The 24,054-nt window shown below is 65.8% G+C and carries 25 protein-coding genes and 1 pseudogene; 18 read left to right on the top strand and 8 right to left on the bottom strand.

Annotation, left to right across the window (positions count from 1 at the left end; translation table 11 throughout):
- Positions 1-25: 25 nt before the first annotated feature.
- The 6 genes from FOZ70_RS03220 to FOZ70_RS03195 all read left to right on the top strand — a co-directional run bounded on the left by FOZ70_RS03220 (position 26) and on the right by FOZ70_RS03195 (position 6,353).
- On the top strand, positions 26-1,018 hold the full coding sequence (locus FOZ70_RS03220) for a sugar kinase (RefSeq protein ID WP_059488420.1): 993 nt from the start codon (positions 26-28) through the stop codon (positions 1,016-1,018).
- Between the two features lie 347 nt (positions 1,019-1,365).
- Positions 1,366-2,646, top strand: coding sequence for an MFS transporter (locus FOZ70_RS03215; protein WP_021160915.1), 1,281 nt, complete (start codon positions 1,366-1,368; stop codon positions 2,644-2,646).
- 5 nt (positions 2,647-2,651) lie between these two features.
- A complete protein-coding gene (locus FOZ70_RS03210) occupies positions 2,652-3,617 on the top strand; it encodes an NAD(P)-dependent oxidoreductase (RefSeq protein WP_111999319.1) in 966 nt (321 codons plus the stop codon).
- Between the two features lie 473 nt (positions 3,618-4,090).
- A complete protein-coding gene (locus FOZ70_RS03205) occupies positions 4,091-5,134 on the top strand; it encodes a LacI family DNA-binding transcriptional regulator (protein ID WP_219704938.1) in 1,044 nt (347 codons plus the stop codon).
- A gap of 54 nt (positions 5,135-5,188) precedes the next feature.
- Positions 5,189-5,977: a YhfC family glutamic-type intramembrane protease gene (locus FOZ70_RS03200; protein WP_219704937.1), complete on the top strand. Its 789-nt coding sequence runs from the start codon at positions 5,189-5,191 to the stop codon at positions 5,975-5,977.
- A 13-nt stretch (positions 5,978-5,990) separates the two neighbouring features.
- Complete coding sequence (locus FOZ70_RS03195) at positions 5,991-6,353, top strand: DUF3022 domain-containing protein (protein WP_048022794.1); 363 nt, start codon at positions 5,991-5,993, stop codon at positions 6,351-6,353.
- 33 nt (positions 6,354-6,386) lie between these two features.
- On the opposite strand, the gene FOZ70_RS03190 is transcribed toward FOZ70_RS03195, so the two are convergent.
- The gene (locus tag FOZ70_RS03190) at positions 6,387-6,818 is read right to left on the bottom strand and encodes a PGDYG domain-containing protein (RefSeq protein WP_021160921.1); all 432 of its coding nucleotides are present in this window, start codon (positions 6,816-6,818) and stop codon (positions 6,387-6,389) included.
- A gap of 142 nt (positions 6,819-6,960) precedes the next feature.
- A complete protein-coding gene (locus FOZ70_RS03185; protein ID WP_021160922.1) occupies positions 6,961-7,512 on the bottom strand; it encodes a Spy/CpxP family protein refolding chaperone in 552 nt (183 codons plus the stop codon).
- Positions 7,513-7,767: 255 nt separating this feature from the next.
- On the opposite strand from FOZ70_RS03185, the gene FOZ70_RS03180 reads away from it, so the two are divergent.
- A complete protein-coding gene (locus FOZ70_RS03180) occupies positions 7,768-8,232 on the top strand; it encodes an Lrp/AsnC family transcriptional regulator (RefSeq protein WP_006481526.1) in 465 nt (154 codons plus the stop codon).
- 308 nt (positions 8,233-8,540) lie between these two features.
- Here the strand turns inward: FOZ70_RS03180 and FOZ70_RS37935 are convergent.
- Positions 8,541-8,814 (bottom strand): annotated as a pseudogene (locus FOZ70_RS37935) (hypothetical protein); the annotation flags it as partial.
- Positions 8,815-9,016: 202 nt separating this feature from the next.
- On the opposite strand from FOZ70_RS37935, the gene FOZ70_RS03170 reads away from it, so the two are divergent.
- Positions 9,017-10,117 carry a saccharopine dehydrogenase C-terminal domain-containing protein gene (locus FOZ70_RS03170; protein WP_021160924.1) on the top strand — a complete coding sequence of 367 codons (1,101 nt, stop codon included), beginning with the start codon at positions 9,017-9,019 and terminating at the stop codon, positions 10,115-10,117.
- Positions 10,118-10,213: 96 nt separating this feature from the next.
- Here the strand turns inward: FOZ70_RS03170 and FOZ70_RS03165 are convergent, their stop codons facing one another.
- A complete protein-coding gene (locus FOZ70_RS03165; protein ID WP_219704936.1) occupies positions 10,214-10,831 on the bottom strand; it encodes an ATP-binding protein in 618 nt (205 codons plus the stop codon).
- Positions 10,828-10,974 (bottom strand): cytochrome bd-I oxidase subunit CydX, encoded by a 147-nt coding sequence (gene cydX / locus FOZ70_RS03160; protein WP_048022786.1) that lies wholly within the window; start codon positions 10,972-10,974, stop codon positions 10,828-10,830. The genes FOZ70_RS03165 and cydX overlap by 4 nt, the downstream gene beginning before the upstream one ends.
- A gap of 155 nt (positions 10,975-11,129) precedes the next feature.
- Here cydX and corA point away from each other — a divergent pair, with 155 nt between their 5' ends.
- Positions 11,130-12,107, top strand: a complete 978-nt coding sequence (gene corA / locus FOZ70_RS03155) for a magnesium/cobalt transporter CorA (RefSeq protein WP_021160927.1) — start codon at positions 11,130-11,132, stop codon at positions 12,105-12,107.
- Between the two features lie 13 nt (positions 12,108-12,120).
- On the opposite strand, the gene FOZ70_RS03150 is transcribed toward corA, so the two are convergent.
- Both FOZ70_RS03150 and FOZ70_RS03145 read right to left on the bottom strand, forming a co-directional pair.
- Positions 12,121-12,408, bottom strand: coding sequence for a YciI-like protein (locus tag FOZ70_RS03150; RefSeq protein ID WP_021160928.1), 288 nt, complete (start codon positions 12,406-12,408; stop codon positions 12,121-12,123).
- Between the two features lie 320 nt (positions 12,409-12,728).
- Positions 12,729-13,217, bottom strand: a complete 489-nt coding sequence (locus FOZ70_RS03145; protein ID WP_155629111.1) for an adenosine-specific kinase — start codon at positions 13,215-13,217, stop codon at positions 12,729-12,731.
- Positions 13,218-13,355: 138 nt separating this feature from the next.
- Here FOZ70_RS03145 and FOZ70_RS03140 point away from each other — a divergent pair, with 138 nt between their 5' ends.
- Both FOZ70_RS03140 and FOZ70_RS03135 read left to right on the top strand, forming a co-directional pair.
- Positions 13,356-14,354, top strand: coding sequence for a cysteine synthase A (locus FOZ70_RS03140; RefSeq protein ID WP_219704935.1), 999 nt, complete (start codon positions 13,356-13,358; stop codon positions 14,352-14,354).
- A gap of 100 nt (positions 14,355-14,454) precedes the next feature.
- On the top strand, positions 14,455-14,940 hold the full coding sequence (locus FOZ70_RS03135; protein ID WP_027787328.1) for a YbaK/EbsC family protein: 486 nt from the start codon (positions 14,455-14,457) through the stop codon (positions 14,938-14,940).
- Between the two features lie 595 nt (positions 14,941-15,535).
- Here FOZ70_RS03135 and FOZ70_RS03130 read toward each other — a convergent pair.
- The gene (locus tag FOZ70_RS03130; RefSeq protein WP_219704934.1) at positions 15,536-15,778 is read right to left on the bottom strand and encodes a hypothetical protein; all 243 of its coding nucleotides are present in this window, start codon (positions 15,776-15,778) and stop codon (positions 15,536-15,538) included.
- Between FOZ70_RS03130 and FOZ70_RS03125 the strand changes: the two genes are divergently transcribed.
- From FOZ70_RS03125 to FOZ70_RS03095, 7 genes are all read left to right on the top strand, one after another.
- Positions 15,777-16,475, top strand: a complete 699-nt coding sequence (locus FOZ70_RS03125) for an energy transducer TonB (protein WP_124588560.1) — start codon at positions 15,777-15,779, stop codon at positions 16,473-16,475. The two genes, FOZ70_RS03130 and FOZ70_RS03125, sit on opposite strands and share 2 nt — an antisense overlap.
- A gap of 86 nt (positions 16,476-16,561) precedes the next feature.
- Positions 16,562-17,476 (top strand): MotA/TolQ/ExbB proton channel family protein, encoded by a 915-nt coding sequence (locus tag FOZ70_RS03120; RefSeq protein WP_021160934.1) that lies wholly within the window; start codon positions 16,562-16,564, stop codon positions 17,474-17,476.
- A 20-nt stretch (positions 17,477-17,496) separates the two neighbouring features.
- Positions 17,497-17,919, top strand: coding sequence for a biopolymer transporter ExbD (locus FOZ70_RS03115; RefSeq protein ID WP_219704933.1), 423 nt, complete (start codon positions 17,497-17,499; stop codon positions 17,917-17,919).
- Between the two features lie 323 nt (positions 17,920-18,242).
- Positions 18,243-18,674 carry a biopolymer transporter ExbD gene (locus FOZ70_RS03110; RefSeq protein WP_048022780.1) on the top strand — a complete coding sequence of 144 codons (432 nt, stop codon included), beginning with the start codon at positions 18,243-18,245 and terminating at the stop codon, positions 18,672-18,674.
- A 16-nt stretch (positions 18,675-18,690) separates the two neighbouring features.
- Complete coding sequence (locus tag FOZ70_RS03105) at positions 18,691-19,881, top strand: tetratricopeptide repeat protein (RefSeq protein WP_219704932.1); 1,191 nt, start codon at positions 18,691-18,693, stop codon at positions 19,879-19,881.
- A 316-nt stretch (positions 19,882-20,197) separates the two neighbouring features.
- Positions 20,198-20,773 carry a cupin domain-containing protein gene (locus FOZ70_RS03100; RefSeq protein ID WP_042975880.1) on the top strand — a complete coding sequence of 192 codons (576 nt, stop codon included), beginning with the start codon at positions 20,198-20,200 and terminating at the stop codon, positions 20,771-20,773.
- 316 nt (positions 20,774-21,089) lie between these two features.
- Positions 21,090-23,885, top strand: coding sequence for a TonB-dependent receptor (locus tag FOZ70_RS03095; RefSeq protein ID WP_060056568.1), 2,796 nt, complete (start codon positions 21,090-21,092; stop codon positions 23,883-23,885).
- Positions 23,886-24,054 lie beyond the last annotated feature (169 nt).

Genomic DNA, 24,054 nt, shown 5'->3' with positions numbered 1-24,054 from the left:
CGGAAGGATCCTGGAGAGTTCATTCATGAAAGCACCACTCGATGTCGTGACCTACGGCGAAGCGATGGCGATGTTCGTCGCGACCGAGCCCGGTCATCTCGCGCATGCGGCGCAATTCGCGAAGCGGATCGCGGGCGCCGACCTGAACGTCGCGATCGGCCTGTCGCGGCTCGGCTTCCGGGTCGGCTGGATGAGCCGCGTCGGCCGCGATTCGTTCGGCGGCTACGTGCTCGACACGCTGGCGCGCGAGGGCATCGACGCATCGTGCGTGACCGTCGATCCGCGCTACCCGACCGGCTTTCAGCTCAAGTCGCGCAACGACGACGGCAGCGACCCGACTGTCGAGTATTTCCGCAAGGGCTCGGCCGCGAGCCACCTGTCGTGCGACGACTACGTGGCCGACTACGTGCTCGGCGCGCGCCACCTGCACCTGACGGGCGTCGCGCCGGCGATCTCCGCGACGTCGTGCGAGCTCGCGTTCAAGCTGGCGCGCGAAATGCGCGCGGCCGGCAAGACGATCTCGTTCGACCCGAACCTGCGCCCGACGCTGTGGCCGTCCGCCGACGTGATGGCGAAGACGCTGAATGCACTCGCGTCGCTCGCCGACTGGGTGCTGCCGGGCATCGCCGAGGGGCGGCAACTGACCGGGCACGACACGCCGGCCGATATCGCGGGCTTCTATCTCGCGCAAGGCGCGCGCGGTGTGGTGATCAAGCTCGGTGCCGAAGGTGCGTATTACCGGACGGCTGACGGCCGTGACGGAACGGTGGCGGGCGAGCGTGTGCGGAACGTCGTCGACACGGTCGGCGCCGGTGACGGCTTCGCGGTCGGCGTGGTCAGCGCGCTGCTGGAAGGGAAGACGATCGAACAGGCCGTGGCGCGCGGCAACCGCATCGGTGCGCTCGCGATCCAGGTGATCGGCGACTCGGAAGGGCTGCCGACCCGTGCCGCGCTCGATCGATTCGAAAACGTCACCAATCACGCCGATCGCTTAGAGGAAACCTTCACCGCGCAATGAGAGGCCGGACACGGCACAATCCGCGGACTCATTTAGTCGTGCATGTATGGGATCGGAGTAAGCGTTAAAGCACTAACTCTGGTCGACCGCGAAGCATGGGATCGGAGTAAGGGCTGAAGCGCGAACTCTGATCGATCGCGAAGCATGGGATCGGAGTAAGCGCTAAGGCGCTAACTCCGATCGACCGCGAAGCATGGGATCAGAGTAAGCGCTAAAGCACTAACTCTGATCGACCGCGAAGCATGGGATCGGAGTAAGCGCTAAAGCGCTAACTCCGATCGACCGCGAAGCATGGGACCAGAGTAAGTGCTAAAGCACTAACTCTGGTCGACACAGGAGACATTCTGATGGCCAATACACTCGCTGCCCGCCGCTGGTGGACGATCATGCCGATCGTCTTCATCACCTACAGCCTCGCCTACCTCGACCGCGCGAACTACGGGTTCGCCGCCGCAGCCGGCATCAACCAGGACCTCGGGATCAGCAAAGGCCTGTCGTCGCTGATCGGCGCGCTGTTCTTCCTCGGCTACTTCTTCTTCCAGATCCCCGGCGCAATCTATGCGGAACGCCGCAGCGTGAAGAAGCTCGTGTTCGTCAGCCTCATCCTGTGGGGCGCCTGCGCGGCGCTCACGGGCGTCGTCAGCAACATCCCGTCGCTGATGGCGATCCGCTTCGTGCTCGGCGTCGTCGAGGCGGCCGTGATGCCGGCGATGCTGATCTACATCAGCAACTGGTTCACGAAGAACGAACGCTCGCGCGCGAACACGTTCCTGATCCTCGGTAACCCGGTCACCGTGCTGTGGATGTCGATCGTCTCGGGTTATCTCGTGCACGAATTCGGCTGGCGCCACATGTTCATCGCCGAAGGCGTGCCGGCCGTCCTCTGGGCCGTGTGCTGGTGGTTCCTCGTGCAGGACAAGCCGGCCGATTCGCCGTGGCTCAACGCACAGGAAAAACGCGACCTCGACGCCGCGCTCGCGGCCGAGCAGGCGGCCATCAAGCCCGTGCGCAACTATGGCGAGGCATTCCGCTCGCCGGCCGTGATCAAGCTGTGCGCACAGTACTTCTGCTGGAGCATCGGCGTGTACGGCTTCGTGCTGTGGCTGCCGTCGATCGTCAAGAACGGCTCCGACCTCGGGATGGTCGCGACCGGCTGGCTGTCCGCGCTGCCGTACCTCGCCGCGACGATCGCGATGCTCGCCGCGTCGTGGGCGTCCGACAAGGTCGGTTCGCGCCGTGGCTTCGTATGGCCGTTCCTGCTGATCGGCGCGGCCGCGTTCGCCGCATCGTACGCACTCGGCTCGTCGCATTTCTGGATCTCGTATGCGCTGCTGGTCGTGGCGGGCGCCGCCATGTACGCGCCGTACGGCCCGTTCTTCGCGATCGTGCCGGAACTGCTGCCGAAGAACGTCGCCGGCGGCGCGATGGCGCTGATCAACAGCATGGGCGCGCTCGGCTCGTTCGTCGGCTCGTACTTCGTCGGCTACCTGAACGGTGCGACCGGCTCGCCCGTCGCGTCGTACGCGTTCATGAGCGCCGCGCTCGTCGCCGCGGTGATCCTCACGCTGTCCGTCAAACCCCAGGCGCCCGATACGCATCCGCTCGCGGCGCCGCTGCAAGGAAAATGAATCAGATGAAGCCCCGTATCGTCGCGTACAAGCCGCTGCCCGATGACGTCCTCGCGTACCTGCGCGAGCATGCGGACGTCGTGCAGGCCGGCGGTGCCGCAGCCCTCGCCGATGCGCTCGGCGACGCGGACGGCGCGATCGGCGCGAGCCTGAAGGTCACGCCGGACATGCTCGACCGCGCACCGCGGCTGAAGGCGTGGTCGACGATCTCGGTCGGCTACGACAACTTCGACGTCGCGGATCTCACGCGGCGCGGGATCGTGCTCGCGCATACGCCGGACGTGCTGACCGAATCGACCGCCGATACGGTGTTCTCGCTGATCCTCGCGTCCGCGCGACGCGTGGTCGAGCTGGCCGAGTGGGTGAAGGCAGGCCACTGGCATCGCAGCATCGGCCCCGACCTGTACGGCACCGACGTGCAGGGCAAGACGCTCGGCATCGTCGGGCTCGGGCGGATCGGCGGCGCGGTCGCGCGCCGCGCGGCGCTCGGCTTCCGGATGCAGGTGCTGTACGCGAACCGTTCCGCGCACGCGGAAGCCGAAACGCAGTACGGCGCACGGCGCGTGACGCTCGACGAACTGCTCGCACAAGCGGATTTCGTGTGCCTGCAGGTGCCGCTGTCGCCCGAAACGCACCACCTGATCGGCGCGGCCGAATTCGCGAAGATGAAGCGCGGCGCGATCCTGATCAACGCATCGCGCGGGCCGGTGGTCGACGAAGCCGCGCTGATCGATGCACTGCGCGCGGGTACGATCCGCGGCGCGGGGCTCGACGTGTTCGAGAAGGAACCGCTGGCCGCGGATTCGCCGCTGCTGCAGATGAAGAATGTCGTCGCGCTGCCGCATATCGGCTCGGCGACGCACGAGACGCGCCACGCGATGGCGCGCTGCGCCGCGGAAAACCTGGTCGGCGCGCTGGCCGGCACGCTGCGCACGAATCTCGTCAATCCGGATGCGCTCGCGCGCGCCTGAGCCGCGGCGGGTAACGGGCCACCACGAGCAGGTGCCCGCCCGGCGGGCGGGCGCCTTCGTTAGAGTCGATGGTCTTGGTGCCGGAGGGCTGGCTGCGTTATGATCCCCGCGCGTCGTATCGACGGCACGGCAGCGCTGCCGGCGGCGTCCAGCGACGGGTATCCGCTCCAGGTCCGGTGCGGCCGGCTGCTTGTGAACGTGACCGGGGCGGGTGCCGACGCGCCGGCGCGGATCGACCGCGAAGCGTGGGATCCGTGTAAGCGGTGAAGGGCGGACGCGGATCGACCGCGAAGCGCGGGATCCGTGTAAGCGGTGAAGGGCGGACGCGGATCGACCGCGAAGCATGGGATCCGCGTAAGCGCTGAAGCGCTAACGCGGATCGACAGGAGATTCCACCGGGTGGCTTACGTTTCCAACAACAAAGATCCGTCTGCTCACGAAGCGGCGCGGATCGAACGTCGCGAGGCACGACAGTGACCGATTCGCAACCAACCACAACGCGTCCGGCGACGATCAGCGATGTCGCGCGCGAAGCCGGCACCGGCAAAACCAGCGTGTCGCGCTACCTGAACGGCGAGACGCACGTGCTGTCCACCGATCTGCGCCAGCGGATCGAAGCGGCAATCGCGCGGCTCAACTACCGGCCGAACCAGATGGCGCGCGGGCTCAAGCGCGGCCGCAACCGGCTGCTCGGCATGCTCGCAGCCGACCTGACCAATCCCTATACCGTCGAAGTGCTGCAAGGCGTCGAGGCTGCCTGCCAGGCGCTCGGTTACATGCCGCTGATCTGTCACGCGGCGAACGAAGTCGAGATGGAACGCCGCTTCCTGCAGCTGCTCACGACCTACCGCGTCGAAGGGCTGATCGTCAACGCGCTCGGCGCCGATGAGGACGTGCTGCGCCCGCTGCGCGGGGCCGGTATCCCGGCGGTGCTCGTCGACCGGACCGTCGAGGGCTTCGAGGCCGACCTGATCGGCCTCGACAACGGCGACGCGATCGAGACGGCACTCGCGCACCTGGTCGAACACGGTTTCGACGCGATCCATTTCGTCGTGCAGCCGTTCGAGCGTGTCAGCTCGCGGCGCCTGCGCGAGGCCGCATTCCGCGCGGCACTCGGCGCGCGCGGGCTGACGGTGCCGTCGACCGTCGTGCTCGACCTGAACGAGCCCGATGCGACCGCGACGGCGCTCGCCGACATCGATGCCCGCATCGACGACGCGGCACGGCGCGGCGTGCGCGCGGCGCTGTTCGCCGCGAACGCGCCGGTCGCGCTTGCAATCGCGCGCCACCTGCGCGCGCGTTTCGGCGCCGCGTGGCAACAGAAGGCGACGCTGCTGTCGATCGACGATCCGGAATGGGCCGAGCTGATCGGTATCACGACGATCCGGCAGCCGACCTACGAAATCGGCTACAAGGCCGTCGAATTCGTGCACGAGCGGATCGACGGCGCAGCGGGCGACGTACGCGTCTCGCTGTTGCCCGGCGAGCTGGTTGTGCGCGCGTCGACCGCAAGCTGAGTATCATTCGGGGCACGCAGCGCGTCAGGTGCGCTGCCCCGAACAAGGAAATACATGACTGTCGCCCCCGTCACGCTGGCGGTGCTGATCGCCGCCACGCTGATCATCGCGCTCCTGCCGCTCGTCCTCTTCCGTATCCTGCGCAAGCCGCTTGCGCTGAACCGCCGCGACACGATTGTCGGCGTGGCCGTCTTCACGCTGTTCGCGATGATCCTCGAGCGCGCATTCCACGGGCTCGTGCTGAGCCGGACGCCGCCCGACGGCTGGCTCACGCAGCCGCTCGCGTTCGTCGCGTACAGCGCGCTTGCGACCGCCGTGTTCGAGGAAGCCGGTCGTTATCTCGGGATGCGTTTCCTGAACCGCCGCTACGGCGCGTCGGCCGGCGACAGCCGCGGAATCGGCTACGGGATCGGCCACGGCGGCGCCGAAGCGTGGTTCGTCGGCGTACTCGTGTGGGGCCAGTGGTCGTATCTCGCGTGGCTCGCGAGCCGCGGCCAGCTGGAGACCCAGCTCGCCGACCTGCCGGGCGATACCGTCGTGCGGCTGCACGTGATGCTCGCGACGCTGTCGGCACAGTCGATCCTGCTGTTGCTGCTCGAACGCTGCGCGGCGTTCGTGCTGCAGCTTGCGCTGTCGGTGCTGGTCTGGCGCGGCGTGCGCGCCGGCCGCGCGGGCGTGTTGCCGCTCGCGATCGTGCTGCATGCGCTGGCAGCCGCGCCGGCGCTGCTGTATCAGGTGCGCGTGCTGCCGGCCGGCTGGGTCGAGGGCGCGTATTTCGTGCTGGCCGCGCTTCTGGTCGTCGTGCTGGTGAAGACCTGCCGGCCGTCGCAATCGGCAGCCTGACGGGAGAGACGGGATGGACGACTATCTGATCGAATGCCAGAGCGCGGAATTCGACGCGCTCGCACGCGTGATCTGCGATCTCTTTCCGGAGCAGACGCGGTTCGCCGAAAGCAGCGACGCGCGCGGGCGGTTCCTGTCGGTGCACTGGCTCGCGATGCGTTTCGGCGCGACGCCGAAGCGGATGACGCTCGATATCCGCATCGTGCCGGCGGCATTCGCGCGCTATCTGGCGCTCAAGCCGATGCAGCGCGCGCGCAGCCATGCGGTGCTGCATGCGTATACGGAAGCGATGCTCGGGTCGCTCGAGGAGCGCCACGCGGCCGGCGAGGCCGTCGAGCGGGACGCCGAACTCGAGCTCGATGAAGACTTTGCATGATCGTTCGCGCCGGCGCGATGCCGGCGCGCCGCGTCACGCGTCGCGGTAGACCTGCGCGAAGCGCTGCGCCTGCACGACACCGTAGTCGCCGGGCGCGTATTGCATCACCCAGTCGCCTGCGACGCCGCGCAGCGTGTCGCCGTTTTCCGAGCGGGCGATCGTGAACGGCTCGTCCATCCGGCGGGCGAGCACGACGGCCGGCCGGTTCCGGTAGGCACCCGGCGCGCCGTGTGCGAGTGCCGGATCGGCGGGCAGGTATTTGGCGTCGAAGCGCGCGCGCGACACGACCCAGCGGTCGCCGGTGGAGCCCGTGATCAGCGCGTCGCCCGCCACATAGCGGTTCGGGCCTTCGAGGCTCATCAGTTCGCCGTCGGCGTCCGCGAAGGAAACGGCGACGGTTTCGTCCTTGACGACGCGACGGGCCTGCGGATCGGTACGCAGGTCGATGTGCTTGAGTTCGAGCATGGCGGGGAAGTGCGGGAAAAGCCGGGAGCTTATCCCGAATCCGGCGCGCCGTGTGACGCGCCGGTCGCCTGTAGCGGTGCCGTTCGGCCCGGACGGGCCGTATACGGTGCCGGCGGTGCCGGCGGCGCCGGCAGGGCGGGCGTCAGGGCTGCGCGGGGGCGCTGGCGGCCGGCGCGGCCGCCGCCTTGCCTTCCTTGCCCTTCGTCTTGCCCTTGCCACGATGCTCGCCGCCGTGGTGCAGCCAGCTGCGGAACGTCGTGTCGGCCAGTGCCTTCTGGTCGGCCGGGAAACTCTCGTAGAGAGGTGCGAAGGCGTCGGCGAGCTTCTTCGCGCCGTCCGCGTTCGCCTGCGACAGTTCCGCATACTGCTTCATGTCGTCGAGTGCGGAGACGTCGTGCCTGGCCATCCGTTCACGATAGAGACGGCCCATCGTGTCGCCGTTGCCGCGCATCGTGTCGGCGAACGTCTTCCACTGCGGCTCCTGCGCCGACGTGATCTTCAGCTGGTCGTGCAGGTACTTGATGCGTTGCTCGACGCGGGCTTCATGGCGCGCCTCGCGCTGCTCGGCGCTCGGGGCCGAAGCCGCGGCCGCGGCCGTCGTGGCCTGAGCGGGCGCTTGCGGCTGCGCCGGGGTTTGCGCGAACGCGCTGGCTGCAACGGCGAGCGTAGCGAGGGTGAGCGAAATTTTCTTCATGGTTGGCTCTCCGGGGTGGTGTCTGGCGAGCGGGCGCGGCGGCAATTGCCGCAAGCGCGCATCTCGCGTCGCCTGCTATTAGTAGCACGTTGAGTGCGGCGCAGCAGTGAATGCGACACTTGCTTACATCCGATACGAATCGAAATTGAAAGGTTCGAATCGGTTCCGGGCGATGCCGTTTGGGCAGGCCGGCGTTCGGCGCTATCATCGCGTCACCTTCCACTTTGCCGGCGCGTCGTGCCCCGGCCCAGCCTCATGCGTCCACCCCGTCTCGACCAACTCGACGATCTCGACCGGCAACTCGTCGCGCTGCTGCAGGCCGATGCGCGCGCCAGCGTCGCGGATCTCGCGCGCCAGCTCGACGTCGCGCGCACGACGGTCGTCGCACGCATCGCGCGGCTCGAACGGACCAACGTGATCGCCGGCTACAGCGTCCGGCTCGGGCAGGACGTACTCGACGCGAGCATTTACGCGTATGTCGGCATCATCCTCACGCCGAAGTTCGGCAAGGACGTGTTGCGCAAGCTCGACCGGATGCCCGAGGTGCAACTGCTGTGCGCGGTGAGCGGCGAGTACGACTACGTCGCATGGCTGCGCGCCGATTCTCCCGAACGGCTCAACGACCTGCTCGACCAGATCGGCACGCTCGAAGGCGTCGAGCGCACGACGACGTCGATCATCCTGTCGCGCAAGATCGATCGCGGGACGATCGGCGGCTGACGTTCAGGCGCGGCGTTCATTGCGCCGCGCTTGTTGTGCTGCCGTCTCGGCCCGACTGCCGGGCTGCGTCGTGCCAGGCGCCCCGCAAGCGGAATCCGCACCGGGATGTGCCCACCCGCACGACTGCGCTTCGTTTGCATGGGCGAACGTGATGTCGACGCTCAGCTGGTTCGCGACGGGCAGCACGATCGCGGTCGGGAACGGCGGGATCGTCCATGCCGCTGCGAAACCGGGCACCGCATCGTTGCGCGCTTGCGAGAGCAGATCGCCGACCGGCGCGACGACCAACACGGCGCGCTCGCTCGGAAGCTGACGTTCATTCCGACGATGAGCAGGTCGGTGATCCCGCGTACCGACGATGTTGACCAGCACCACCGTTGCCTGGCAGATCCACGGCACATCGCAGTGCGTACGCAACTGCATCCACGGCGCCATCGCGAGCCGCGACGCCATCGCGATGCGCGTCACGATCCGGCCGAGCCCCACGTTGACTGCGAGAAAGTCCGCGCCGGTTTCGCCGACCGTGGTCGACATGATCTTGCCGATCCGGAGCGACAGCGCGAAGTCGGGCACCTTGTTCAGCCAGTGCGGCGTGCGTTCGGCAGGCCCGTAGCGGGTGAAAAACCTGCATTTCGACGTTTCGACGAAATACGCCGTCGTAACGTCGAAATTATCGGTCGTTTCGCATCATTCTTCGTCTTGGAACTGATTTTGCGCGTCCCTAAACTGTGTTCATGGCTCAACGCCGTCCACTACATCAAACCCATCATCAGGAGATAAGCGCATGAAAATCGCCATCGTCGGCGCAGGTCTGATCGGCCACACCATTGCTCACATGCTGCGTGAAACGGGCGACTACGAAGTCGTCGCGTTCGACCGCGATGCGGATGCGCTCGCGAAGCTGTCGCGCGAAGGCATCGCGACGCAACGGGTCGATTCGGCCGACGCCAACGCGATTCGCGAAGCAGTGAAGGGTTTCGATGCGCTCGTCAATGCGCTGCCTTATTACCTCGCTGTCAACGTTGCCGCCGCCGCGAAGGCTGCCGGCGTTCACTACTTCGACCTGACCGAAGACGTGCGCGCGACCCACGCGATCCGCGAGCTGGCCGAAGGCTCCGACCGTGCGTTCATGCCGCAGTGCGGCCTCGCACCGGGCTTCATCGGTCTCGCCGCGCATGAACTGGTGAACGGCTTCACCGAAGTGCGCGACGTGAAGATGCGCGTCGGCGCGTTGCCCGAGTATCCGACCAACGCGCTGAAGTACAACCTGACGTGGAGCGTCGACGGCCTCATCAACGAATACTGCCAGCCGTGCGAAGCGATCCGCGACGGCCGCAAGCAGTGGGTGCAGCCGCTCGAAGGCCTCGAGCACTTCTCGCTGGACGGTACCGAATACGAAGCGTTCAACACGTCGGGCGGCCTCGGCACGCTGTGCGAAACGCTGTCGGGCAAGGTCGAGACGCTCGACTACAAGTCGGTGCGCTACCCGGGCCATCGCGATCTCGTGCAGTTCCTGCTCGAGGACCTGCGCCTGTCGACCGATCGCGACACGCTGAAGTCGATCATGCGCCGCGCGGTGCCGTCGACGAAGCAGGACGTCGTGCTGGTGTTCATCACCGTGACGGGCGTGAAGGACGGCCAGCTGGTGCAGGACGTGTTCACGCGCAAGATCTTCGCGAAGGACGTGTGCGGGATGCACATGAGCGCGATCCAGATCACGACGGCCGGCGCGATGTGCGCGGTGCTGGATCTGTTCCGCGAGAAGAAGCTGCCGCAAAGCGGTTTCATCCCGCAGGAAAAGGTGTCGCTGAAGGCGTTCCTGTCGAACCGCTTCGGCAAGCTGTACGAAGGCGGCACGATGGAGCGCGTGCACGCGGTGGCCTGACCGTCCGCCAGCCTCAGGCACGAGGGCCGTACGACGCCGGGAGCGCAGCAGCGCTTCCGGCGTTGTTTTTTTTGCGGGAACGAAAAGGAGGGGCGATCAGGCCGGCAGCGGCGGGACGATCGTCGCCGCGGGCGGGGGCGGCGCGATGCGGTACAGCAGCGTATCGATGTCGGCGTCGGAGGGCGCGGTGTTGTCGAACATCACGATGCCGTCGCATTCGTGGCCGGTCGGCACGAAGCGGCGCTGCCGGTATTCGTCCCAGTGCGCGAGCTTGTAGGCATCGTTCGGGTTGCCGCGTGCGACGATCCGCTGGTGCGCGACGTCTTCCGACGTGTAGACCCAGACGACCGTCAGCGTGACGTCGGGGGCGATGCCGAGCCATGCGCGGTCGAGAATGCGGCGATCGCGCACTTCGCGCGACAGCGGGCCGACGACGAGCACGCCGATGCCCAGCGCGAGGTTTTCACGGGCCGTGTCGAGCAGGCCCTGGTATTCGGGATCGCGCAGGTGCTTCAGGTAGAGCGGGCTGTCGCGGTCGTTCGGATCCTCGGTGAGCGCACCCATCGCGGCCGAGCTGTAGCGGCCGTACAGCGTGTCCTTGTCGAGCAGGCAGAAGGCCTCGCCGGTCGCGCGCATCAGCGGCCCGATGAGCCGCTTCGCGAGCGTGGTCTTGCCGGTGCCGGCGTGACCGCAGAAGAACACCAGGTGCGTCACGAAACCTTGCCTCCCGGCCGCGGGCTCGGCGTACCGTTGCGCTTGTCGCCGCGCGAGAACACTTCCGCCTCCAGCCACATCGCGTTGATGATGCCGAAGCCGAGCGCCACGCCGATGCCGAGTATCCACGAGAAATACCACATGGGTCTGTCTCCTTGACGGTTGGGCCGCAGTGTCCTGGTGCGCGTGCTGCGGCGCACGCAGCCCGATCATGACCAATATCGTCGTGCCGCGCAAGCCGGGCCGCCCGCGCAGCAAACCGGTAAACTGATGCGCAAACCGCAACATCAGAGGCACCATGCTGATCAACTGTGCTGCATACCAGGACGGCCGCAAGCTGGCCGACATCGATATCGACGCCATCAGCGACTACGTGTCGAAGCCCGAATGCTTCGTGTGGGTCGCGCTGAAGGATCCGACGCCCGAGGAAATCGACCTGATGGGCGAGGAGTTCGGGCTGCACGAGCTCGCACTCGAGGATGCCCGCAAGGGGCACCAGCGGCCGAAGATCGAGGAGTACGGCGATTCGCTGTTCGCGGTGCTGCATACGGTCGAGCTCGATGGCGACGGCGAATTCAAGGTGGGCGAGCTGAACGTGTTCGTCGGCCCGAACTACGTGCTGTCGATCCGCAACCACACCGAGCAGGACTTCCGCGACGTGCGCAAGCGCTGCGAGCACGAGCCGCATCTGCTGCGGGAAGGCTCGGCGTTCGTGTTCTACGCGCTGATGGACCAGGTCGTCGACCGCTATTTCCCGATCCTCGAAACGCTCGGCACCGAGCTCGAGGAACTCGAGGATCGGATCTTCGCGAAGGCGACGCCCGCGTCGTCGCGCGCGATCATCGAGGATCTCTATTCGCTGAAGCGCCGGCTCGTGATGCTGTACCAGCACACGGCGCCGCTGATCGAGCCGCTCGCGAAACTCACCGGCGGACGCGTGCCGCAGGTCTGCAGCGGGATGGCGGCTTATTTCCGCGACGTGTACGACCATCTGCAGCGGATCGTGAAGACGATCGAAGGGCGCCGCGAGATGGTCGTCACGGCGATCCAGGTCAACCTCGGGATGATCTCGCTGGCCGAGAACGAAGTGACGAAGCGGCTCGGTTCGTTCGCCGCGCTGTTCGCGATACCGACGATGATCGCCGGCATCTACGGGATGAACTTCGCGAACATGCCCGAACTGCACCTGAAATACGGTTTCTACGGCTGCATCGCGGTGATGGTCGTCGCCGACTTCGCGCTGTGGTGGCGATTCAAGCGGGCAGGGTGGCTGTAGTCCCGCGTTGCACCTAGCGCGGCGCGTGCTTGCCGATCACGACGCGCCACGGACGCACACGCCACGATTTCACGAGGCCGTTCTGCACATACGGATCGGCGCGCGCGAACGACTCGGCCGCCTCCGGCGAATCGCCCTCGAACACGAGCACGGCCTGGTCGGCCGGGTCCGACAGCGCGCCGGCGAGCACGAGTTCGCCGCGCTCGGTCGCGGCCTGTGCAAGCGCGAGATGTTCGGCGCGGAACGGTTCGCGCCGCGACAGGTAATCGTCGACGAGTTCGTAGATCAGCTGGTAATGCATGCGTGGCTCCGGGAAGGGACGGCGGCGCGGTCGTCGTGTCGGCACGGCTGCCGGTCAGTCTGTTGCGGCCAGTATAGGACAGCCGGATGGCCGGCGCGTCGCCACCGGGAGCGTAATCACGCTCCCGGAATTGCAACTAACGGTCAGCCAACTCCGCGACCTGAAATCCTGACCGCGGCCGCACCTTTGATCTCGCCGCTTTTTCTTCTTGTTTCACAGGGGCGGGAGACGCGGTTCGCATCGCCGACGCGGTCACGTCGGCAGGGCAGGCCCTGGCGGAAGCTCGATGTATGCGCCGCGGCCGCTCCGGCGGCCCGCACCTACGCCTTGTATCCGATCGTGCGCAGCAGATCCTTGCGCCATCGCACGTCGTCGTCGTTCTCGACGCCGAGCGGCGGAAAGCCGTCGACGACACCGGCGATCCCGCGTCCCTGCGTGCTTTCCGCGACGATCACGTCGGTCGGGTTCGCGGTCGCGCAGTAGATCCGGCAGACCTCCGGCACGGCCTTGATCGCATTGAGCACGTTGACCGGATAGAAACCGTCGCCGAGGAACACGATGAACGCGTGACCGGCGCCGATCGCAAGGGCGTTGCGGCACGCGAGCTCGACGAGTTCCGCATCGGTGCCGGAGCGGCGCACGAGACGCTTGCCCGATGCCTCGCAGAATGCGAGCCCGAAACGAATGCCCGGCACGGTGCCGACCAGCGTCTCGTGGATGTCCTCGACGGACTTGATGAAATGCGACTGGCCGAGGATGAAATTCACGGCCTCGGGTTTGTCGACGGTGACGGTTTCGAATTGCAGCATGGCGGACCTCGTCTGGCGATGCGGCGCGCGCGCCGCAATGGGCTCTCCAAGCTTAGTACGCGGCGGCTGGCGTCGAAAGCGACGCGTCCTATCCTTGGTTGTGTAGGGCGCGCGAGCGCGAATGCAACGGAGGGCAACATGGACGTGCGACACGGCTTCGTCGACTGCGTGGGACGCACGCCGTTGATCCGGCTGGCGAAGCTCAGCGCGGAAACGGGCTGCGAAATCCTGGGCAAGGCGGAATTCATGAATCCGGGCGGTTCGGTGAAGGACCGCGCGGCGCTCTACATCGTCCGCGATGCCGAGCAGCGCGGCGCGCTGAAGCCGGGCGGCACCGTCGTCGAGGGCACGGCGGGCAACACGGGCATCGGTCTTGCGCACATCTGCGCGGCGCGCGGTTATCGCTGCGTGATCGTGATTCCCGACACGCAATCGCCGGACAAGATGGCGATCCTGCGCACGCTCGGCGCCGACGTGCGCCCGGTGCCGGCGGCGCCGTATCGCGACCCGAACAACTATCAGAAGATTGCCGGGCGACTCGCGGACGAACTCGACAACGCGGTATGGGCCAACCAGTTCGACAACGTCGTCAACCGGCAGGCGCACTACGAGACGACCGGACCGGAAATCTGGCGCGATACGGCGGGCACGGTCGATGCGTTCGTCTGCGCAACCGGCACGGGCGGCACGCTGGCGGGCGTGAGCCGCTACCTGAAGGAGCAGGATCCGGAGGTCCGGATCGTGCTGGCCGATCCGCACGGCAGCGGGCTCTACGGTTACGTGAAAACGGGCGACCTCGGTGCCGAAGGCAGTTCGATCACCGAAGGCATCGGCTCGACGCGGGTCACCGCGAATCTGGCCGGTGCACCGATCGACGACGCCGTGAGGATCGACGATTCGCAGTGCGTGACGATGGTCTACCGGCTGCTGCGCGAAGAAGGGTTGTACGTCGGCGGATCGAGCGGAATCAACGTCGCGGCGGCGGTCTGGCTGGCCCGCAGGATGGGCCCGGGGCATACGATCGTGACTTTGCTGTGCGATCGCGGCGACATCTATCGTGCGCGGCTCTTCAACCGCGAATGGTTGCGCGAAAAAGGGTTGGAACCGGGGTTGGAACCGGAACGGGAGCCCGAATGAGCTAGGGGTGAGGCAGCGTTTCCATTGGCTCGAATGCGACCTATGCTGAACAAATCCGGAGCGAACGCCGTTCGCCCGATTCGCCCAGACGAGGTGTGCCATGCCAGTATCAGCCACCCTGCAGGATTGCCTGCGCCAGAAGTCATCGCGGTATGAAGTGGTGTACCACCCCTATAGCCATACGAGCATGGAGACGGCCGCCGCCGCGCATATCCCCGGCGATCGCCTCGCGAAAACCGTGCTCCTCGAAGACGACGAAGGCTACGTCGCAGCCGTATTGCCGACCACGCATGCCGTGCGCCTGTCGGATCTCTGGGTGAAGACGGGACGCCATCTCGTGCTCGCCCGCGAGGTCGAACTGCGCGAACTGTTCAAGGATTGCGACATGGGTGCGCTGCCGCCGGTCTGCATGGCGTACGGCATGAAGACGTTTCTCGAGGAACGTCTTGCACAGCAGCCGGAAGTCTATTTCGAGGCCGGCGACCACGAAGCGCTGATCCACATGATGCAGGATGAATTCCTGACGCTGATGGAGACGGCCGAGCGTGCGCATTTCTCGCACAAGATGCAGGGCATGCAGTCCTGACGCGTGCGGTGAACGGGCAATTGTCGGTGCGAGTGTGACAGGGGTGCGGGTCCTGTCAGTGGGCAGGTCGCCGGATAGTTAATTCGATGTGCGAAGTGTTTGGTCATGTGTTTTAGTCCGGCGACCAATCATGAATTTATGTCGCATTCCGGATTAACTGTTTTGGGTACCTCGGGTACGGCATCGCTGGTACGCCGTCCTTGAGGAAACGATCCCGGCCAGTTCGAGGCGGTCGACCGGCATGTCCGTCGACATGCGGGCGATGACGAGGCGGGGGATGCATCCTCGAGATAATTGTTCGAATGCCCTTTTTTGGTGCGGTGCAGGAGATATGCCGATATTTATGTTGAAGCGGATCAATATCCGTTTTTGCATATACCCATACAATTCAATTACCAATTGAATAATAAAAGTTGTATTTGTGCTTACCGGAATATTATTTGAATATCCCTTCCAAACTTTGTATTCGGGTATCAAATAAAGTTTGACGGCAAAATTTTTTCCTTGCTATCTTCTGCACCCAAGTGAACGGCGCCAATGACATCACCGTGTAACGAACGGCGAATCGTCATACGAAACACGCGGTGCCGCCCGCTCAGCTGACAATTGCCTGAACGTGCAGGCGCGTGGTTTTCCGGTGCAAACACCGGGCCGCGCCGGCCGGAACGATTCCTTGAAAAAGAATGTATTGGAATTCGAATGCAATTCTTTCAATTCGGATTGCAAATTGAATTTGAAATGAAATGTTCGGGTGGATGCGGTGGCGATGCCGACCTGGTTTCGCCGCCGGCAGCAATCCGAAACTGGGCGAATAGCTTGGGGGATGGATGGTGGGCATGAAAGTCGAAGAAGGTCTGGTTACGTCGAACAGCGGACTGGCTACGCTGGGCCGTCCGCGAGAGTTCGGCAAGAAGCAACAGAATCCGGTACGCCGGTTCGGCGGCATCGGAATCGTCCTGGTGCTGCATGCAGTGCTGATCTACGCGCTGATCAACGGCCTGGCGACGAAAGTCGTGCAGGTGATCCAGCACCCGATCGAAACCCGCATCATCGAGCCGGTCAAGCCGCCGCCGCCACCGCCGATGCCCGTGGTCAAGCTCCCGCCGCCGAAGTTTGCGCCGCCGCCGCCGCCGTTCGTCCCGCCGCCGGAAGTGCCGGTGCAGGCGCCGCCGCAGGCGACGATCACGCACCAGTCGGCCCCGGTACCCTCCACGCCGGCCGTGCAGGCACCGGTCGTGGCGCCCCCGGCGCCGGCCAAGCCCGTCAGCCATGACGTGGGTGTCGTCTGCCCGAATTCGGATGCGCTTCGCGCGTCGATCCAGTATCCGAAGGAAGCGCAGGAAAACAACATCACGGGTGACGTGACGATCGAATTCGTCGTGGATGCGGAAGGGAACATCACGAACGAGCGCGTGGCGCAGTCGGCCGATCCGGTCCTCGATCGCGCTGCCTACAACACCGTAAAACGATTCAAGTGCGTCGCGCAGGGCCAGTCGGTGCGGGTCCAGGTGCCGTTCTCGTTCAATCTGAATTGATGCAGTGGGCGGCCCGGCGCGAACCGGGCCGGGAAAAACCATCACGAACTGATGTATTAAGTTCACCGAAATAACTGGAGTGGGGTATGACGAAGCGTTCACTGGCCGCGTTGGCGGCAAGCATCCTGATGTCCGTCGTCGCAGTCGACGGATTCGTTGCGCCGCAGCTCGCCCATGCGCAGGCAAGCGGCGCGGCCGGCACGGCGGCACAGGCGGCGCCGTCTGCCGCACCGGCCACGGCTCCGGCCGCCGCCGAACCGGCTCCGCCGCCCGCGCCGGCCACGACGGAAGCGGTCGAGAACCCGTACGGGCTCGGAGCGTTGTGGAAGAACGGCGACTTCGTCGCCCGTTTCGTGCTGATCCTGCTGGTGATCATGTCGATGGGGAGCTGGTACATCATGATCACGAAGTTCCTGGAGCAGTTGCGCGCCAATCGCCGCGCGAAACTGGCAGATGCGCAGCTCTGGTCCGCACCGTCGCTGGCCGAGGGCGCCAGGCTCCTCGACGAGGCGTCGCCGTTCCGGTTCATCGCCGAAACGGCGATCGAGGCCGGCGAGCACCATGAAGATGCGCTGCTGGAAGCCGTGGACCGCAACACGTGGATCGACGTGTCGGTCGAGCGCTCGATCACGAACGTGTCGAACCGGATGCAGGACGGGCTCGCATTCCTGGCCACGGTGGGCTCCACGGCGCCGTTCGTCGGGCTGTTCGGCACGGTCTGGGGGATTTATCACGCGCTGACCGCGATCGGCATCGCCGGCCAGGCGTCGATCGACAAGGTCGCGGGCCCGGTGGGCGAGGCGCTCATCATGACCGCGATCGGCCTCGCCGTCGCGGTGCCCGCGGTGCTCGGCTACAACTTCCTGGTCCGGCGCAACAAGTCGGTGATGGAGCGGGTTCGCAACTTCGGCGCGCAACTGCATACGGTGCTGCTGGCCGGCAATCGGCGCCCGGTACGCGCGGCGTCCTCGTCGCCGGCCGCGGCGTCGCTTGCGAACTGACCGCCTGACGGAGACGCGCGATGGCCATGAACGTCGGGCAGGACGACAGCGACGAGGTGATCGCCAACATCAACACGACGCCGCTCGTCGACGTGATGCTGGTGTTGCTGATCATTTTCCTGATCACGATCCCGGTCGTGACGCACACGATCCAGCTTCAGTTGCCCAAGGAAACGGTGCAACCGCTGCAGACGACGCCGAAGAGCATCGAGATCGCGGTGAACCGCGATGGCGACTTCTTCTGGGGCGAACAACTCGTGGATGCGCAGACACTGCTCGCGAAGCTGAAGGACGTATCGCAGCAGCAGCCGCAGCCGAGCGTCCACGTGCGGGGCGACCAGAACACGCGTTACGAGTTCATCGGCCGGGTGGTCACGATGTGCGAGCGCGCGGGGATCGCGAAACTGTCGTTCATTACGGAGCCGCCCGCACGCGACGGCTAGCCGTGGGCGGGAACCTTGGTGAGAGGGCGGGTTGGCGGCTGGGGTTGATTCACTGACGCCGGTGGGCCTTGGGGCATGGGGTCGGCGTAGGTGCTGAAGCATTAATGCTGATCGACCGCGAAGCATGGGATCAGCGTAAGTGCTGAAGCATTAACGCTGATCGACCGCGAAGCATGGGACCAGCGTAAGTGCTGAAGCACTAACGCTGATCGACCACGAAGCATGGGACCAGCGTAAGCGCTGAAGCACGAACGCTGATCGACCGCGAAGCATGGGATCAGCGTAAGTGCTGAAGCACTTACGCTGGTCGACAGGAGTCGACGATGGGAATGAATGTGCCTTCGGGCGGAAGCAATGCCGAACCGGAAGTGATGGTCGATATCAACACCACGCCGCTGATCGACGTGATGCTGGTGTTGCTGATCATGCTGATCATCACGATCCCGATTCAGATGCATTCGGTGAAGATGGACCTGCCGGTGGGTAACCCGCCGCCGCCGGCCACGCCGCCGGAAATCGTGCAGATCGACATCGACTTCGACGGCACGACGACGTGGAACGGCGCACCGGTGCCGGACCGCACGGCGCTCGAGGCGAAACTGACCCAGGTGGCGGCGGAACCCGTGCAGGCGGAAATCCACCTGCGCCCCAACAAGCTGGTGCCGTACAAGGACGTGGCCGCCGTGCTCGCGTCCGCGCAACGCGTGGGCGCGACCAAGATCGGCCTGATCGGTAACGAACAGTTCATGCAATGACGCCACGGACGAGCCGATGAACCAGCGACGATGGAAACGGATGATGGCGGTGGCGGCGCTCGGCGCGGCAGGCTTGCTCGGACGCCCGGCATTGCCGGCGGACGCGCTGCGGCCGGACGTGGCCAAACCGTTGGCGGCCGCACAGGACCTGTACCGGGCGCACAAGTATCGCGATGCACTGGGCAAGATCGCCCAGGCAGCGGCCGTGCCGAACCGCACGTCGTACGAAACCTACATGGTGGAGGAAATGCGCGGCGCGGCCGCGATGGCGGCCGGCGACCCGGGCACGGCCGCGCAGGCCTACGAGGCCGTGCTGAACTCGGGGCGGCTGTCGGGCGAGGACGAGCAGCGGACCACGGCGGCGCTGGCCGGCATCTACTTCCAGCAGAAGAACTACCCGCTGGCGATCCGGATCGCCCAGCGCTACCTGAAGGCCGGCGGATCCGATCCGGAAATGCGCACGCTGCTCACGCAGTCGTACTACCTGTCAAACGATTGCACACCGCTCGTGAGCCAGTTGAAGGCGAGCACCGACGCGCAGGCGAACGGCGGACACGCGCCGGATGAAGGGCAGTTGCAGATGCTTGCGAGCTGCGCGCGGAAAGTGAAGGACGGCAACGCATATCGCGGTGCGCTCGGGCTGCTGGTGGCTTACCACCCGAGCCCCGCGTACTGGGACGAAATGGTCACGGCGATTCGCGGCAACCCGGGGTATCTGCCGTCGCTCGATCTCGACATCTACCGGTTGCGCCGGGCCACGGGCTCGCTCGCGACAGCCGATGCGTACATGGAGATGACGCAGCTTGCGCTGGTGGCAGGGTTGCCCGCCGAAGGCAAGCAGGTGATCGACCAGGGGTTCGCGTCCGGCGTACTCGGCAAGGACGCGCAGGCGGATCGCGAGAAACGGCTGCAGGCGCTCGCGGCAAAGCGCGCGCAGTCGGGCGGGGACGCCGCGACACCGGCTGCGCCGATCGACGCGGGCATGAACCTCGTCTTCGCGGGCAAGGCGCAGCAGGGGCTGCCGATGATGGAGCAGGCGATCGCGAAGGGCGGTCTCGAGCATCCGGACGCGGCGCGACTGCGGCTCGGCGAGGCGTATTACGTGGCCGGTCAGAAGGCGCGGGCGGTCCAGGTGCTGCGCACGGTCAAGGGCACCGACGGTTCCGCCGACCTCGCACGGCTCTGGACGGCGGTGGCATCCCGCTAACGCAACGCACGGGCACGACGGCTCGCAGCGCGGGAGCGGGCGTGGTCGGTGAGCGGAAATCGGTGCGCCGCTGCAATGGCACCGACGCATGAAGGGCAGGTCAGCCGAGGGAAAAGGGGCAGCCTTGTTGATTAGTAAACCGAATGAAATGTGCCGGATCGGCGCGACTGCGCGATGCGGGTGCCGTGCCGCACCACGCGCGGCTTGCGCGCCGCGACAGCGTGCAGCCGGGTATCGCGCCGGGCCGGTAGCGTCACGGCATCGGTCGAAGCTTGACGACATCAAACCGATTTCGACTGCGAGGGACCGTCTTCCCATGGTTGTGCCCCCTGATGAGTCGGTGCTCGTCGCCGTGTCGCTAGGCAACAAGATCCGGGCGCTGCGCCAGCGCCTGAAACTCACACTCGACGAAACGTCGACGATCGCCGGCATTTCGAAGCCGTTCCTGTCGCAGGTCGAGCGTGGGCGGGCGACGCCGTCGATCACGTCGCTGGTCCGGATCGCAAAGGCGCTGGGCGTGACGATGCAGTACTTCATCGACACGCCGACGGAGGCACGCTCGGTATGCCGCGGCGATGCGCTGCAGTATTTCCAGTTCACGAACTCGGCCAGCCGGTTCGCCAGGCTGACGAATCTGGTGGACGGCCGCAAGCTCGACGCGATCCTCGTCAGGATGCCGGCGGGGCAGTTGTCGTCCGAGATGACGACGCACGCGGGCGAGGAATTCGTCTACGTGTTGCGCGGGCAGGTGGCGCTGACGCTCGAGGATTGCACGTTCACGCTGAACGAGGGCGATACCGCGCATTACGAGTCGACGATGCCGCATGCGTGGCGCAACACGGCCGACGAAGAGGCGGTGATCGTCTGGGTCGGCACGCCCAGGCTGTTCTAGCAAGGGCGGCCGGCGCGGCGGGCCGTCAGGAAGGAGAGGTACCCGATCGGCAGCGGATGCCGGTCGGATCGGCAGGAAGCAGGTAATGCGCTCAATGTAGGTGTTTAGTATGGCGAATCAAAATAGAAAACGACGGTGATGCTGAATGGCGCGGGTGCCCCGAAGCCGAGCCGTTCGAGTCGTGGCGGTAGAAAGCGTGGCATTCGAAGGCGTGGCAATCGCGGGTTCCGGTACACGGGCACCCAGGACGCGCAAGGAATTCACAAGGTTCCGGCGCGCAGCAGGTGGGGTCTTACTACGAGCGAGAGGGAACAAGATGAAGCAGAGAGTTTTGGCGTTGGCCATCAAGAGGATAGTCTGGGCGGAGCTGGCGCTGACGGCGGCATTGGCGCCGCCGGCGTTTGCCCAGAGCCAGCCGGCGCCGGGCGCCGTCGCGATCGCGGATGCGGTCGCGAACGGCGCGCCCGTGACCGTTGCACAGGCGGGCGGCACGCCCGACGCCGCTGCCACGGGCGCTGCGGCGCCCGACGCGGCAGCGGGTGCGGCAACCGAGGCCGCGCCTGCCGCACCCGGTGCGAACGGGCAGGGCAAGGTCGCGCAGATCAAGCGCTTCGAAGTGACGGGGTCGCTGATCCGGCAGGCCGACAAGACCGGTTTCCAGCAGGTGCAGACGATCACGCCGAAGGAAATCCAGGCCAGCGGCGCGGTGACCGTCACCGACTTCCTGCGCGATGCGGCGGCCAACTCGGCGAACAGCTGGGGTGAAGGGCAATCGGGCAACTTCGCGGCCGGCGCGGCCGGTATCGCGCTGCGCGGCCTGTCCGAGAAGTATACGCTCGTGATGGTCGACGGCCAGCGCGTCGCACCTTACGCATTCTTCTCGAACAGCGTCGACTCGTTCTTCGACCTCAACACGATCCCGCTCAACGATATCGAGCGGATCGAAATCGTGAAGACGGGCGCCGTGTCGCAGTACGGTTCGGACGCGATCGGCGGGGTCGTCAACATCATCACGAAACACAATTTCCGCGGCCTGCAGCTCGACGGCAGCCTCGGCAGCGCGATCAATGCCGGCAACGGCGACGGCACGACGAAGTTCGGCGTGCTCGGCGGCTTCGGCGACCTGAACGCCGACCGCTTCAACGTGACGGCCGCGCTCAGCTACTACAAGTCGAACGGCTTCACGCTGGCCGATCGCGACTCGACGCGCAACCAGGACTTCACGGGCAAGCCGGGCGGCTTCTCGCTGCTCGCGCCGTCGTACTGGAACATGCCCGGCGGCGTCGCGCAGGCGCTGAGCGGGGGCTGCCCGTTCGGCGGCTCGGTGCATCCGGCCGCATCGAATTCGCTGTCGTCCGGCTCACCGGGCACCGTCTGCGCGTACAACACGGCCGAAAGCACGTCGATCCTGCCGATGACCGAGCGCCTGAACGCGAAGCTCCATGGTGACTTCAAGATCGACGACAAGACGACCGCGTTCGCGGATTTCCTCGAGAGCTACAACACGACCACGACCAACGACGGCCTGTGGAACAACGTGATCGGCAACCCGCAGAACCCGGCGCTCGTCTGGAATCCGCAGACGAAGCTGCTGTCGCCGTTCAACTACACGGTACCGGTCAGCAACCCGTACAACACGACGGGCGCGGCCACGCCGCTCACCTACGCGTTTCCGAACACGGTCGCGCAGAAGACCTGGGCGAACTACTGGCGTGCGGCCGCCGGCATCAAGGGGTCGTTCACGCTGCCGTACGGCGACTGGGACTGGGCAACGTCGGTCAGCCACTCGCAGAGCACGGTGTCGAACGTGTTCACGAACCAGCTGAACGTCAACGCGCTGAACAACATCTACCAGAACGGCACGCTGAATTTTGCGAACCCGGCGGCAACGCCGAACGCGTTCAACGGGCTGTTCCAGGAAGCGAACAACCTCGGCATCTCGAAGCTCGACACGATCGACGCGACGCTGTCGACGCCGAACCTGTTCCATCTGCCGGCCGGCGACGTCGGGATCGGTTTCGGCGCGCAGTTCACGCACCAGAGCGAAGTGCTGACGCCGGGCTCCGAATACCTGAGCGGGGCAGTCGTTACCCCGGACCTCGAGACGGTGAACGGCCAGCGCAACGTCGCGGCCGTCTATTACCAGATCAACGTGCCGATCCTCGAGAACCTGACGTTCAGCCAGGCCGGCCGCTACGACCACTACACGGACGTGGGCGGTGCCTTCTCGCCGCGCTTCGCGTTGCGCTACCAGCCGATCAAGGCCCTCACGCTGTATACGTCGTACAACCGCGGCTTCCGCGCGCCGACCTTCGTCGAGGACAGCAAGTCGCAGACGCTCGGCATCCAGGTCGATCCGGCCACCGGCCAGAACTACACGTCGATCACCGTCGGCAACCCGAACCTCGCGCCGGAACGCACGCGCAACTTCAATATCGGCTTCCAGGTATCGCCGAGCCGCTACACGGATCTCGGCTTCGACTGGTACAAGATCCGCATCGACAACGTGATCGGCCAGGGCGCGCCGTCACAGGTCGTGACCGATCCGACGACGGGTCAGCTGCTGTACAAGATGATTCCGTACCAGAACCTCGGTTACCTCGACACGAACGGCTTCGAAGGCACGTTCCGCCAGGGCCTGCCGCTCAAGGGCTGGGGCACGGTCACGCTGTCGGGCGACTGGGCGTACATCAACAGCTACAAGATCGGCTTCCCGGGCGGTACGCCGGTCAACGGCGCGGGTAACAACTTCACGATCACGCAGCCGTTCGGCGGCAGTTTCCCGCGCTGGCGCGGCAACACGACGCTGGACTGGAACTACCGGAAGTTCGATGCGGCGCTGACGTGGCAGTTCACGGGCCCGTACGCGCAGAACCTGCTGCCGGCGCCCGCGCCGTCGAAGGTCGGCTCGTACAGCCAGTTCAACCTGATGATGACGTACACGGGCTTCAAGAACTGGACGATCTACGGCGGCATCAACAACCTCTTCAACCGCACGCCGCCGTACGACCCGATCTTCGCGAACGGCACGCTGGACCAGAGCGGGTACGACACGTCGGTGTATTCGTACATCGGCCGGTTCGCGCAGGTGGGCGCGACGTACAAGTTCTGACGGCGATCGTTATGCGCTGACAGGCTTTGGACAGGCCGCTCCACGTCCACTACCCCCTTTTCGGGGCGGCCTTTTTTCGCCTGGCGCCACGACGTCCCGCAACCGGGCCGCGCGGCGGCGCAGTTGATCCGATCGTGTACAGCACGAACCACACGCGGGACGCGGCCGG

It is taken from the genome of Burkholderia sp. COPS, assembly GCF_019425585.1.
GTDB classification, from domain to species: domain Bacteria; phylum Pseudomonadota; class Gammaproteobacteria; order Burkholderiales; family Burkholderiaceae; genus Burkholderia; species Burkholderia cepacia.
Note: the sequence above shows the minus strand (reverse complement) of the source record. Positions and strands in the feature narration are given on the sequence as shown.